This window comes from Pusillimonas caeni (assembly GCF_003545815.1).
GTDB lineage: Bacteria > Pseudomonadota > Gammaproteobacteria > Burkholderiales > Burkholderiaceae_B > Pusillimonas > Pusillimonas caeni.
The window spans coordinates 18,685-31,634 of record NZ_PDUW01000004.1 but is presented as its reverse complement, the minus strand read 5'-3'; the positions used below and the strand labels follow the sequence as shown (position 1 = coordinate 31,634).

Genomic DNA, 12,950 nt, shown 5'->3' with positions numbered 1-12,950 from the left:
GCCGTTCATGAGCGCAACGGACGCCGGCCCCGTCCCCGCATCCTCCGGCCCGCCCCTGGCCGGCGTGCTGGCTGTCGTGGGCGTGGGCCTCATCGGCGGCTCGTTCGCCGCCGCCATGCGGCAGGCCGGAGCCGCCGGGACCATTCTCGGGGCCGGACGCCAGCCCCGGACCCTGGCCCGCGCGCGGCGCCTGGGCCTGATCGACGAGGCCGTCACACTCGAAGAAGCCGCCGCCCGGGCCGATCTCATTCTGCTCTCGATTCCGGTCGGCGCGACCGAGGCCGTCCTGGCCCGCATGGCGCCGCATCTGCGCCCCGACACGCTGCTGACCGACGCCGGCAGCACCAAGGCCGACGTGGCGCAGGCGGCGCGCTCGGCCCTGGGCGAGCGCATCGCCCAGTTCATTCCCGGACATCCCATCGCCGGGGCCGAAGCCACGGGCCCGGAAGCCGCCCACAAAGATCTGTACCAGGGGCGCACCGTGGTGCTCACCCCCCTGCCTGAAAACCGCGAAGAGGGCCGGCGACTGCTGCGGCGGGCCTGGGAGGCCTGCGGCGCGCGCGTCGTCAGCATGCAGCCCGAGGCCCACGACGCGGCGCTGGCGTCGGTCAGCCACATGCCGCATTTCCTGGCGTCGGTCTTCATGGGCCAGGTGGCCGCGGCAAAGGACTCCGACCAGCGCATGGCGCTGGCGGGCACGGGTTTCCGCGACTTCACCCGCATCGCCGCGGGCTCGCCCGAGATGTGGCGCGACATCTTCCTGGCCAACCGCAAGGCGGTGCTCGACGAACTCGACCAGTTCCGGGCGGCCCTGGATCAGGCCGAACAATGCCTGCGCGACGAAGACGGCCAGGGCTTGTATGATTTTCTTGAACGCGCGGCGCTGGCGCGCCGTTTCTGGGGTAGCAGGAGCCGTTTATGACCTCTGATACCAGCCTGTTGCTGCAGCCGCTCACGACCGCGAAAGGCGACGTGCGCCTGCCGGGCTCCAAAAGCATTTCGAACCGCGTGCTGTTGCTGGCCGCGCTGGCCCAGGGCACGACCCGGGTCGGAGGCCTGCTCGAATCGGACGACACGCGGGTCATGATCGCCTCGCTGCGGGACCTGGACGTTTCCTTGAGCGAAGTGGACGAAAGCACGCTCGAGATTACCGGGGGGTGTCCGTTCCCCAACGCGCGGGCCGAGCTTTTTCTGGGCAATGCCGGTACGGCGTTCCGACCCCTGACGGCGGCGCTTGCCTTCATGGGGGGCGACTACCGCCTTTCTGGCGTGCCGCGCATGCACGAGCGGCCCATCGGCGACCTGGTGGATGCCCTTCGGCAGGCCGGGGCGCAGGTCGACTACCTGGGCAGCCCGGGCTATCCGCCCCTGGCCATCGGCAAGGGGCGGTTGGGCTCCGATGAGCCGGTGCGCATCAAGGGTTCGGTTTCCAGCCAGTTCCTGACCGCCTTGCTGATGGCCGGGCCGATCTATACCGCGGCGATGGGCCGCGACCTGGTCATCGAGGTCGAGGGCGTGCTGATCTCGCGGCCCTACATCCTGATCACGCTCAACCTGATGGCCCGCTTCGGCGTCGACGTCAAGTGCGAGGGCTGGCAGCGCTTCACCATTCCCGCATCCGCAGCCTACCGCTCGCCGGGCGCCATCGGCATCGAGGGCGACGCCTCTTCGGCCTCGTACTTCATGGCGCTGGGCGCCATCGGCGGCGGCCCGGTGCACATCCATGGAGTGGGCTCGCGCAGCATACAGGGCGACATCGCCTTTGCCGACACCCTGCAGGCCATGGGGGCGCAGGTCACCTGGCATGCCGATTCGATCGAGGTTTCCGGCGCGCGCGTGGCCCGGGGCGACCGGCTCAAGGCCTTCGACGAAGATTTCAATCTCATTCCCGATGCCGCCATGACGGCCGCCGCCCTGGCCCTGTATGCCGACGGCCCCTGCACCTTGCGCAACATCGGCAGCTGGCGGGTCAAGGAAACCGACCGCATCCACGCCATGGCCACCGAGCTGGGCAAGCTGGGAGCCAAGGTCGAAGAGGGCGAGGACTGGTTGCGGGTGCATCCGCTGCAGCACGACGACTGGCGCGAGGCCAGCATCGCCACCTACGACGACCACCGCATGGCCATGTGTTTTTCGCTGGCCGCTTTCGGGCCGTGCCCCGTCGTCATTCAGGATCCGGCCTGCGTCAGCAAGACGTTCCCGGACTATTTTTCGGTGTTCCAGGGGATGGTCTCGGCATGAACGCGACCAATCCGCAGACACCCGTCATCACCATCGACGGCCCCACCGCCTCCGGCAAAGGAACCATCGCCCATCGCGTGGCGCAGGTTCTGGGCTGGTCGGTGCTGGACAGCGGCGCGCTCTACCGCCTCAGCGCGCTGGCTTGCCTGGACCGCGGCGTGGACACCTCGGACGAAGCCGCGGTCGCCGCCATTGCGCGCGAACTCGACGTGCAGTTCAAGGGCGAGCAGGTGCTGCTGGACGGCTGCGACGTCGCGGCCCGCATCCGCGACGAAACAGTGGGCAACCTGGCTTCCGCCATCGCCCCGCAAATGCCGCTGCGCAACGCGCTGCTGGCCCGCCAGCGGGCCTTCCGCTGCGGGCCGGGCCTGGTGGCCGACGGCCGCGACATGGGAACCGTGGTGTTTCCCGACGCCCCTCTCAAGATTTTCCTCGAGGCCGACGTCGCGGCGCGGGCTGAAAGAAGATGTAAGCAGTTGAAGGAAAAGGGTTTTTCTGCTAATCTAGCAAACCTCATGAAGGATATGCAGGCGCGCGATCATCGCGATCGCACGCGCAGCGTTGCGCCGCTTTGCCCGGCGCCCGATGCGAACACGATCGATTCATCACGTTTGAGCATCGATGAAACGGTCAATGCAGTACTCGATCTGTGGTCTAGAAACCCGGCATCGAAAACCAGTTCCCGAGCATGAACCCATGTCTCGGGGTGTTTGTTCACTCCACTAGGGCGCAGGCCCCGGTGTGTTTTTTAATAGCCATCCGGCTAATGGACTTTATTTAATGTCTTCCATCCCAACCACTGCCGCCATGGGCGGCGAAAGCTTCGCCGACCTGTTCGCCGAAAGCCTCCAGAACCAGGACATGAAATCGGGCGAGGTCATCTCGGCCGAGGTCGTGCGCATCGATCACAATTTTGTCGTGGTCAACGCAGGGCTCAAATCAGAAGCACTGATTCCCGTCGAAGAATTCCTCAACGACCAGGGCGAGCTCGAAGTCGAAGCAGGCGATTTCGTATCGGTTGCCATCGACTCGCTCGAAAACGGCTACGGCGACACGATTCTGTCGCGTGACCGCGCCAAGCGCCTGTCGGCATGGCTGCAGCTCGAGCAGGCGCTCGAGTCCGGCGAACTGGTCAACGGCACCATCACCGGCAAGGTCAAGGGCGGCCTCACGGTCATGACCAACGGCATCCGCGCCTTCCTGCCCGGTTCGCTGGTCGACCTGCGCCCCGTCAAGGACACCACCCCCTACGAGGGCAAGACTCTCGAATTCAAGGTCATCAAGCTCGACCGCAAGCGCAACAACGTCGTGCTGTCGCGTCGCGCCGTGCTCGAAGCCAGCATGGGCGAAGAGCGCGAAAAGCTGCTCGAGACCCTGCACGAAGGCGCAGTGGTCAAGGGCGTGGTCAAGAACATCACCGACTACGGCGCGTTCGTCGACCTGGGCGGCATCGATGGCCTGCTCCACATCACCGACATGGCATGGCGCCGTGTCCGCCACCCCTCCGAAGTGCTGCAGGTGGGCCAAGAGATCGAAGCCAAGGTCCTCAAGTTCGACCAGGAAAAAAGCCGTGTCTCGCTGGGCGTCAAGCAACTGGGCGAAGACCCCTGGGTCGGCCTGGCCCGCCGCTATCCGCAAGGCACCCGCCTGTTCGGCAAGGTCACCAACCTGACCGACTACGGCGCGTTCGTTGAAGTCGAAGCCGGCATCGAAGGCCTGGTCCACGTGTCCGAAATGGACTGGACCAACAAGAACGTCGACCCCCGCAAGGTGGTCACCCTGGGCGAAGAAGTCGAAGTCATGGTCCTCGAGATCGACGAAGACCGCCGCCGCATCTCGCTGGGCATGAAGCAGTGCCGCGCCAACCCCTGGGAAGAGTTCTCCATCAACTTCAAGCGTGGCGACAAGGTCCGCGGCGCCATCAAGTCCATCACCGACTTCGGCGTGTTCGTCGGCCTGCCCGGCGGCATCGACGGCCTGGTCCACCTGTCCGACCTGTCCTGGACCGACTCCGGCGAAGAAGCTGTGCGCAACTTCAAGAAGGGCGACGAAATCGACGCCGTCGTGCTGGGCATCGACACCGACAAAGAACGCATCTCGCTGGGCATCAAGCAGCTCGAAGGCGATCCGTTCAACAACTTCGTCTCCACCTACGACAAGGGCGCCGTGGTTCCGGGCACCATCAAGTCGGTCGAGCCCAAGGGCGCCGTCGTGACCCTGTCGGTCGACGTCGAAGGCTATCTGCGCGCTTCCGAGATCTCGGCCGGCCGTGTCGAAGACGCCACCACCGTGCTGCAAGAAGGCGCCAACATCGAAGCCATGATCATCAACATCGACCGCAAGTCGCGTTCGATCCAGTTGTCGATCAAGGCGCGCGATAACGCCGAAACCGCCGACACGCTCCAGCGCATGTCCGAAGCCAGCGCCTCCTCGGGTACCACCAACCTGGGCGCCCTGCTGAAGGCCAAGCTGGACCAGCAACGCGACGACGGTTAATCGCTCGTGACTAAGTCTGAGCTGATCGCGCTGCTCGCCAGCCGCTACCCCCAACTTGCGGCGCGCGACACCGACATCGCCGTCAAGACGGTTCTCGATGCCATGACCCAGGCCCTGGTCAATGGTCAGCGCATCGAGATCCGGGGCTTCGGCAGCTTCTCGCTGTCGATGCGTTCGCCGCGTGTCGGCCGCAATCCCAAGTCGGGCGAAAAAGTGATGGTGCCTGCCAAGCAGGTGCCTCACTTCAAGGCCGGCAAAGAATTGCGCGAACGGGTCGATGCGGCGTTCGACGCCGAGGTCAAGGCGGCGGGCGGCTTCACCGAAGACTCTTCATATTCCGAAAGCGAGGGCGAAGGCGAAAACCCGTTCGCCGCCCGCATCATGCACGGGTAGCCTCGTTTCGGCGCAAGCGGTCCCAATGCCCCCGGCCATGCCGGGGGCATTTTTTTTGCCGCCGGGCCGCCCCAAGGCTCGGCGCCCCCGGCAAAAAAACCCCTCGGGGGGCAGCAAGCAGACGCTAGTCTGCGTAGCGTGGGGGCATCTTTCTACACCGTTTACCTTACAATTGCGATATCCCTGATATCTGGAGTTGAGTGATGCGTTTCGTGATCTGGGCAGTGCGCTTGGTGGTGTTCGTCCTGGTGCTGCTGTTCGCGTTGAAAAACACCGAGCCGGTCGACGTAGGCCTATACGCCGATCACGTCATTCGCGCGGTTCCGCTCATCGTCGTCATGCTGGTCGCCTTTGCGGTGGGTGCCTTGTTTGCCGCTGTCTTCGTCATGCCGGCCCTGATGCGCCGGCGCCGCGAGGTGGCTCGCCTGCGCCGCGAGGTCCTGCGTCTGCAGGAAGACGCCGCCCGCCGCCCGGCGGAAGAGGCCCCCGTCGCGCCCGAAGCCATCGCGCCCCTGGCGCCGCTGTAAGCCACAATCCGTTTTCTGAGGTCGACATAGTGGATTTCGAACCATGGTGGCTGATATCCGTACCTGTGCTGTTTGCGCTGGGCTGGATCGCGGCAAGGGTGGACATCAGGCAGATGCTGTCCGAGACACGCAATCTGCCCGACTCCTATTTCAAGGGGCTCAACTTCATACTCAACGAGGAGCCCGACCGGGCCATCGACGCTTTCGTCGAGGTCGCCAAGCTGGATCCCGAAACGACCGAGCTGCATTTTGCGCTGGGCAGCCTGTTCCGCCGGCGCGGCGAGATGGAGCGCGCCATCCGGGTGCACCAGAGCCTGCTTGCGCGCGCCGATCTGCCCCAGGAGGAACGCGAACACGCTCAGCACGAGCTGGGGCAGGATTTCCTCAAGGCCGGCATGCTCGACCGGGCGGAGCAGGCTTTTCAACAAGTGCTGGACACGCGCTTCGCCGTGCCGGCGGTGAGGGCGCTGATCCGCATCTATGAGTCCGAGCACGACTGGCCGCGGGCCATCGAGGCCGTCAAGCGACTGCGGGCGCTCGTGGACGAACCGGTTCCGCAACTGGTGCACTATCAGTGCGAACAGGCCCAGACGGCGTTGTCCATCAAACCGCCCGATCTGGCCGCCGCCAGCGCCGCGCTGGATGCCGCCGACAACGCCGCCCACGCCTTGCGGGGTCAGGTGCGGGGCCATGCTTCCGAAGCCCGCATCGCCATGCTGCGCGCGGCCGTAGCGCGGTACGACAACAACCGCGAACGCGAGCGGGTCTATCTCGAGTCCGTGCTCAGTACGGCGCCCGAGTACGCCGGCCTGATCGCCGAACCGCTGCTGGAAAGCTATCGCAGCATGGGCCAGGCAAGCCAGGGGCTCAAGGTGCTGACCCGGCACTACATGCGCTACCCCGCGCTCGACGTCTTCAACGTCATCTTCCGCGAGCTGCGCGCCCAGGACGGCTATGCGCCCGCATGGGAGTTCGCCCGCGACGCGTTGCGCGCGCATCCCACATTGCTGGGTCTGGACCGCCTGCTCGAGGTCGAATTGGCCTCGGGCAATACGCCGCCCGGGCCCAATATGGCGCCCGATTCAGACCTGGGCTTGCTGCGCTCGCTCATACACAAGCATACGCAGCGGCTCGATCGATATGCCTGCAGCGTCTGCGGCTTCGAGGCCAGGCATTTCTATTGGCAGTGTCCGGGCTGCAATTCCTGGGAAACCTACCAGCCGCGGCGCATCGAGGAGTTGGCATGATGGCGTTCCCCTCAGAGGCCGTCGCGCGCTCCAGGGTGCTGGTGGTGGGCGACCTGATGCTCGACCGCTACTGGTTCGGCGAGGTAGAGCGCATTTCACCCGAGGCGCCGGTGCCGGTGGTGCGCGTGGCGCGCCGTGAAGACCGCCTGGGCGGCGCGGCCAACGTGGCGCGCAATATTGTGTCGCTGGGCGCCCAAGCCACCCTGGTCGGTGTCGTCGGCGACGACGAGGCCGGCCGCCGCATCGCCGCCTTGTCGCAACAAGAGGGCATCGATGCCCGGCTCGTCGTCGATCCACAGCTTCCGACGACGCTGAAGATGCGGGTCATGGGCCGCCAGCAGCAGCTGTTGCGCGTCGACTTCGAAGAGACCCCGGACGGCGGCTGCCTGGACATGCTGAAGGGCGACGTCGAGGCCTTGATCGCGCGGCACGACATGGTGGTGCTGTCGGACTATGCCAAGGGGGCGCTGGCCCGTGTCGAAGGACTCATCCAGGCGGCCCGCGCGGCGGGCATCCCGGTGCTGGTCGACCCCAAGGGCCATGCTTATCGCCGCTATGCGGGCGCCACCATCATCACGCCCAATCGGGCCGAGATGACGGACGCGGTGGGCCGCTGGAGCACCGAGGCCGAACTCGAAGAGCGCGCCCAGCGCCTGCGCGGCGAACTGTCGCTCGAGGCTTTGCTGGTGACCAGGTCCGAGCAGGGCATGACGCTGTTTACCGACGAAGGCCGGCAGCACATCGATGCGCAGGCCCACGAAGTGTTCGATGTGTCGGGCGCCGGCGACACTGTGCTGGCTGCGCTGGCCGTCACTCGGGCTGCGGGCCTGCCGTGGTTCGAGGCGGTCAAGTGGGCCAACCGCGCCGGCGGGGTGGTGGTCGGCAAACTGGGAACATCCGTCGTCACAGCAGGAGAATTGACATGATCGTGGTAACAGGGGCGGCCGGATTCATCGGCAGCAATCTGGTGCGTGGCCTCAACCGCCGCGGCCAAACGGACATCCTCGCGGTGGATGACCTGACCGAGGGCGACAAGTTCGTGAACCTGGTCGACGGCCAGATATCGGACTACATGGACAAGGACGAATTCAGGCAGCGCCTGTCCCAGGGCCGTCTGCCGGGCATCCAGGCGATTCTGCACCAGGGGGCATGCTCGGACACGACCGAGCGCAACGGCAAGTACATGCTGGACAACAATTATCGGGTCACGCTCGAAATCTTCCAGTATGCGCAGAAGCACAAGATCCCGCTGCTGTATGCGTCGTCGGCGGCGGTCTATGGGGCGGGGCCGGCGTATATCGAAGACCTGCTCTACGAGGCGCCGCTGAACGTCTACGGTTATTCCAAGTTCCTGTTCGACCAGGTGCTGCGGCGCCATCTGGGCAATCTGGCGGCGCCGGTGGTGGGCCTGCGCTACTTCAACGTCTACGGTCCCAGCGAACAGCACAAGGGCCGGATGGCGTCGGTGGCTTTCCACAATATGAACCAGTTCCGGGCCGAGGGGCATGTCAGGCTGTTTGGCGGCTGGGACGGCTATCCGGACGGCGGGCAGATGCGGGATTTCATCCACGTGGACGACGTGGTGGACGTGAATCTGCACTTTCTCGATCACCCCGAGGTCTCGGGCATTTTCAACTGCGGGACGGGCAGGGCGCAGCCCTTCAACGACGTGGCGTCGACGGTGGTCAATACTTTGCGCGAGGCGTCGGGGCAGGCGGCGCTGCCGCTCCAGGAACTAGTGGCGCAGAAACTGATCCGCTATATTGATTTCCCGGATGATCTGAAGGGCCGCTATCAAAGCCATACGCAGGCGGATCTGAGCCGCTTGCGCAAGGCGGGGTTCACGCAAGAGATGCGGGATGTGCAGACAGGGGTGGCGGAGTACGCCAGGGTGCTGCTGAAGCAGGGGCGTATCTAGGGTATCGAACGTCGCGCGCGGCGTATTTGTACGAATGGACCAAGCATGGCACATGCCATGGCCCGAAATGGCGGTGAATCGCATCATGGTGGCTGACAGGCTGTTTCAACGGCCTGCATTTCCGTTCATTCATCCGGAGGTCGCCATGAACCCGTTCACAGAATCCACCGTAGCACGTCCCCTGTCGGAATTCCCTTCCAACGCCGCCAACGACGATGCCCTGCAAGGGCTTGAAACCGGCCCTCACGGCAAGGGGCTCGAAAGCCGGCCTTCTTCCAATGGCGGGCCAGAGGGCCGCATGCCGCTTCGCCATCCGCGCGCGGCGCGCCTGGCGCGGCGCCGTGCCCGGGCTCAAGCCCAGGCCCAGGCTTCAGAAGAGCGGCCGATGGCATTTTGGCAAGCCCATTGCCGCAAGGCGGCGGGGGCGCTGCTGGGCTTTGTGCTGGCCCTGGCCCTGCCTTCGGCGTGGGCGGTCGATGTCAACAGCGCCAATGCGCAGCAGCTTGAAACCATCACCGGCATCGGCCCCAAGACGGCGCAGGTCATCATCGACGAACGCGCGCGCGGCGGCAGCTTCGAATCGTTCGACGACCTGGCCGAGCGGGTCAAGGGCATCGGTCCCAAGAAGGCCCAGTCGCTTCAGGCGGCGGGGCTGGTGGTGGGGCAGGCCGACGCGGCGCCCAAAAGCGCCGCTCCGGCGGCGCAGCGCAAAGCGGGAAAGTAGGTTTTCAACTTTCGATTCCGACCGGGGCTCCGCCTCGGCCCCGCGGCGGAGCCCTATTCAAAAGGCGGCGCGCCGCCGCGGAACCGATCCGGGTCCGGGCGTCCTTTCTGGTGATGGCTTCTGCCCCTTGTGTTGGGTGTATCATTTGCCCATGAAACAATATCAGACCATCGAGCAAACCATAGGCGATACGCCGCTGGTGCGACTGCAGCGCATTCCGGGACAGCTTGGCCAAGACCGGGGCAACGTCATCCTGGCCAAGCTCGAGGGCAACAACCCCGCGGGGTCGGTGAAAGACCGCGCCGCCAATTCCATGATCAGCCGGGCCGAGCAGCGCGGCGAGATCAAGCCCGGCGATACGCTTATCGAGGCCACCAGCGGCAACACCGGCATCGCGCTGGCCATGGTGGCCGCGGTGCGCGGCTACAAGATGATACTCATCATGCCCGACAATCTGTCGCTCGAACGCCGGGCGGCCATGACGGCGTATGGCGCCGAGTTGATCCTGACGCCGGCCGACAAGGGCGGCATGGAATACGCCCGCGATCTGGCCACGTCCATGCAGGCCGACGGCAAGGGCAAGGTGCTGGACCAGTTCGCCAATCCCGACAACACCCAGGCCCACATCGACGGCACCGGACCCGAGCTGTGGCGTCAGACCGATGGCCGAATCACGCACTTCGTCAGCGCCATGGGCACGACGGGCACCATCATGGGCGTGGGCAGCTATCTGCGCAGCCGGAATCCGGCCATCCAGGTCATCGGCGCCCAGCCCGCCGAAGGCGCTTCGATTCCGGGCATACGCAAATGGCCCGAAGCCTACCAGCCCAAGATCTATCATCCCGAGCAGGTCGATGCGTTCGAATATATCGGCCAGCACGAGGCCGAGGAAATGGCCCGCCGTCTTGCCGCCGAAGAAGGAATTTTCGCCGGCATTTCGTCGGCGGGGGCGCTGGTGGCGGCGCTGCGCGTGGCCGCGCGGGCCGAGAATGCCACTATTGCCTTCATCATTTGCGATCGCGGCGATCGCTACCTTTCCACCGGCGTGTTCAATTGAGCCGCTAGGCGCCGGCGCGATCCAAGAACTCTACAGCGATCGCGCCAGCCGCAGCCCCGTGTACTGCCAGCGGGCATGGGTGGGGAAAAAGTTGCGGTAGGTGACCCGGCTGTGATCGGGCGGCGTCACGCAAGAGCCGCCTCGCAGCACGTACTGGTTGACCATGAACTTGCCGTTGTACTCGCCGATGGCGCCCGCGGCCGGCTTGAAGCCCGGGTAGGGCGCATAGCTGCTTGAGGTCCATTGCCAGGCGGTATCGAACACTTGTTCGATGGCGGGCGCATCGGCGGGTTCGCCTTCGTCGAGGCCGCGCCGGGTGGATGCCACCGCGTGCTCCCATTCGGCCTCGCTCGGTAGGCGGGCCTGCGCCCAGCGCGCATAAGCGTCCGCTTCATAATACGAAAGATGCCGCACGGCCTGGTCCGGCCCCAGCGGCTGCATGCCATACAGCGTGAACTCATGCCAGGCCCCATCGCGCTGCTCCCAATATAAAGGCCGGGCGACAGGCCTGGGGCCGGCGTGCAGCCACGCCCAGCCTTCGGAGAGCCACAGGGCGGGATCTTCGTAGCCGCCGGCCTGCATGAACTCCAGGTACTCGGCATTGGTGACCAGCCTGGAGGCCAGGGCATAGGGTTCGAGATATTGCCGGTGCCGGGGCGTCTCGTTGTCGAAGAAAAAGCCTTCGCCCTGATGGCCGATCTCGACGACGCCGCCGTCGAACGAGCGCCATTGCAAGGCGGAAGGCGGATTGGGTTGCGGCATGGCCTCGTCGCGGTAGGCCGGCCGCAGAGGATTGTGCCAGAACAGATGCTGCAGGTCGGTCAGGATCAGCTCCTGGTGCTGCTGCTCGTGCTGCAGTCCCAGCTCGATGAGGCGTTCGAGTTCGGGGTCGCCGTCTCCGGAAGGCGCGGCGGCGATCAGAATCAGCGATTCAATGCGGGCATCGACGTCGTTGCGGTACTCGTGCACTTCGTCCATGCCGGGCCGGGTGATGAGGCCGCGTTGCGAGCGCGTGTATTGCTCGCCGATGCCGTTGTAATACGAATTGAACAGCATCCTGAAAGCAGGATGGAAGGGCCGGAAGCCGGGCTCGAAACGTTCGAGCACGAAAGTCTCGAAGAACCAGGTCGTGTGGGCCAGGTGCCATTTGATCGGGCTGGCGTCGGTCATGGACTGCGCACAGCAGTCTTCGTCGCTGAGCGGTTCGGCCAGCATCGTGCTGGCGCGCCGCACATCCTCGAATCGGGATAGCAAGGTACCGGAAAGCGTCATCACGCGGCATCCTCCTTTCGCAAAGCGCCGGGCAGCGAACCGGCATGGACGACCGCGAACCAGCCGGCGGGATCCATCCAGTATCCGGTCGGCGTCCAGCCGGCATCCTCCAGCAGGGCGGTCAGCGAGGGGCGGGTGTATTTGTAGCTGCTTTCCGTGTGGATGCGTTCGCCTTCGGCAAAGCGCCGGCTCGCGCCGGCCCACCGGACGTGCACGGGGCGCCGCGCCTGCAAGTGCATTTCGACTCGGCTCTGCTGTTCATTGAAGAAAGCCACGTGCTCCCAGTCGCGCACGTCGAAGTCCGCGTCCAGCAGGCGATTGAGATTGCGCAGCAGATTCAGATTGAAGGCGCCGGTCAGGCCCAGGGCGTCGTCATAGGCGGCGTTGAGCACCTCGGTTTCCTTGACCAGGTCGACGCCCAGCAGCAGCGACGCGTGCTCGCCGCCCGACTGGCGCAGGCCGCTCAGAAAGCGGTGGGCGTCGCCGGGGCCGAAGTTGCCCAGTGAGGACCCCGGGTAGAAGAACAGGCGGTTATCCGCAGGCACCTCTTCCGGCAGGCGCAGGCCCCGGGAGAAATCCTGGCCCAGCGCCGTCATGCGGATATGGGGGTGCCGCGACTGAAGTCCGTCCAGCGCGTTGCGCAGGAAATCGGCCGATATATCCACGGCCACGTAGTGGCTGGGCGCCAGCGCGTCGAACAGCCTTTCCGCCTTGGCGCAGTTGCCCGCGCCCAGGTCGATGAGGACGGCGCCGCGTCCCACGGCGCCGGCGATGTCCGGCAGATGATCCCGGACGATGGCGGTCTCCGTGCGGGTGGGATAGTACTCCGGCAGCAGGCACAGGGTCTCGAACAGCTTGGAGCCCAGGGTGTCGTAGAGGTATTTGGGAGGCACTTCGGCCGGCGAAGCCAGCAGCCCATGGGTCAGTTCGGCGTGTTCCGCCGGGCTGCAGCCGATTGCGGCGGTGTTGAGTTGTTCGCTTGCACAGTCGTCCGCATCGGACTGCAGGACAAGAGGGGAGGGTATCGACATTGGCTTTCGCTCTGGGTCTGCCCACATGGCCTCGGGCGGCCTTT

13 protein-coding genes are annotated in these 12,950 nt (G+C 65.5%); 11 read left to right on the top strand and 2 right to left on the bottom strand.

From position 1 onward, the window contains the following. Positions 1-7: 7 nt before the first annotated feature. From CSC67_RS10000 to cysM, 11 genes are all read left to right on the top strand, one after another. Positions 8-922 carry a prephenate dehydrogenase gene (locus CSC67_RS10000; protein WP_118994395.1) on the top strand — a complete coding sequence of 305 codons (915 nt, stop codon included), beginning with the start codon at positions 8-10 and terminating at the stop codon, positions 920-922. After that, positions 919-2,241 carry a 3-phosphoshikimate 1-carboxyvinyltransferase gene (aroA, locus tag CSC67_RS09995; protein WP_118994394.1) on the top strand — a complete coding sequence of 441 codons (1,323 nt, stop codon included), beginning with the start codon at positions 919-921 and terminating at the stop codon, positions 2,239-2,241. Before CSC67_RS10000 ends, aroA begins: the two co-directional genes overlap by 4 nt. Beyond that, positions 2,238-2,933 (top strand): (d)CMP kinase, encoded by a 696-nt coding sequence (gene cmk, locus CSC67_RS09990; RefSeq protein WP_118994393.1) that lies wholly within the window; start codon positions 2,238-2,240, stop codon positions 2,931-2,933. Before aroA ends, cmk begins: the two co-directional genes overlap by 4 nt. 88 nt (positions 2,934-3,021) lie before the next feature. Next, complete coding sequence (rpsA, locus tag CSC67_RS09985) at positions 3,022-4,737, top strand: 30S ribosomal protein S1 (RefSeq protein ID WP_118994392.1); 1,716 nt, start codon at positions 3,022-3,024, stop codon at positions 4,735-4,737. A gap of 6 nt (positions 4,738-4,743) precedes the next feature. Continuing rightward, positions 4,744-5,130: an integration host factor subunit beta gene (locus CSC67_RS09980; protein ID WP_118994391.1), complete on the top strand. Its 387-nt coding sequence runs from the start codon at positions 4,744-4,746 to the stop codon at positions 5,128-5,130. Between the two features lie 203 nt (positions 5,131-5,333). Then, positions 5,334-5,657: a LapA family protein gene (locus CSC67_RS09975; RefSeq protein WP_118994390.1), complete on the top strand. Its 324-nt coding sequence runs from the start codon at positions 5,334-5,336 to the stop codon at positions 5,655-5,657. A gap of 29 nt (positions 5,658-5,686) precedes the next feature. Continuing rightward, on the top strand, positions 5,687-6,904 hold the full coding sequence (gene lapB / locus CSC67_RS09970) for a lipopolysaccharide assembly protein LapB (protein ID WP_118994389.1): 1,218 nt from the start codon (positions 5,687-5,689) through the stop codon (positions 6,902-6,904). Then, a complete protein-coding gene (gene rfaE1 / locus CSC67_RS09965) occupies positions 6,901-7,830 on the top strand; it encodes a D-glycero-beta-D-manno-heptose-7-phosphate kinase (protein ID WP_118994388.1) in 930 nt (309 codons plus the stop codon). Before lapB ends, rfaE1 begins: the two co-directional genes overlap by 4 nt. Continuing rightward, on the top strand, positions 7,827-8,822 hold the full coding sequence (gene rfaD / locus CSC67_RS09960) for an ADP-glyceromanno-heptose 6-epimerase (RefSeq protein ID WP_118994387.1): 996 nt from the start codon (positions 7,827-7,829) through the stop codon (positions 8,820-8,822). Before rfaE1 ends, rfaD begins: the two co-directional genes overlap by 4 nt. Before the next feature lie 145 nt (positions 8,823-8,967). Further along, complete coding sequence (locus CSC67_RS09955) at positions 8,968-9,546, top strand: ComEA family DNA-binding protein (protein ID WP_245220192.1); 579 nt, start codon at positions 8,968-8,970, stop codon at positions 9,544-9,546. Between the two features lie 151 nt (positions 9,547-9,697). Continuing rightward, positions 9,698-10,603: a cysteine synthase CysM gene (gene cysM / locus CSC67_RS09950; protein WP_118994386.1), complete on the top strand. Its 906-nt coding sequence runs from the start codon at positions 9,698-9,700 to the stop codon at positions 10,601-10,603. Between the two features lie 30 nt (positions 10,604-10,633). Here the strand turns inward: cysM and egtB are convergent, their stop codons facing one another. Together egtB and egtD are read right to left on the bottom strand one after the other, a co-directional pair. Then, entirely contained in the window at positions 10,634-11,875 is a 1,242-nt protein-coding gene (gene egtB, locus CSC67_RS09945; RefSeq protein ID WP_118994385.1) for an ergothioneine biosynthesis protein EgtB, read from the bottom strand. After that, positions 11,875-12,906 (bottom strand): L-histidine N(alpha)-methyltransferase, encoded by a 1,032-nt coding sequence (egtD, locus tag CSC67_RS09940; RefSeq protein WP_118994384.1) that lies wholly within the window; start codon positions 12,904-12,906, stop codon positions 11,875-11,877. The genes egtB and egtD overlap by 1 nt, the downstream gene beginning before the upstream one ends. Between the last annotated feature and the right edge of the window lie 44 nt (positions 12,907-12,950).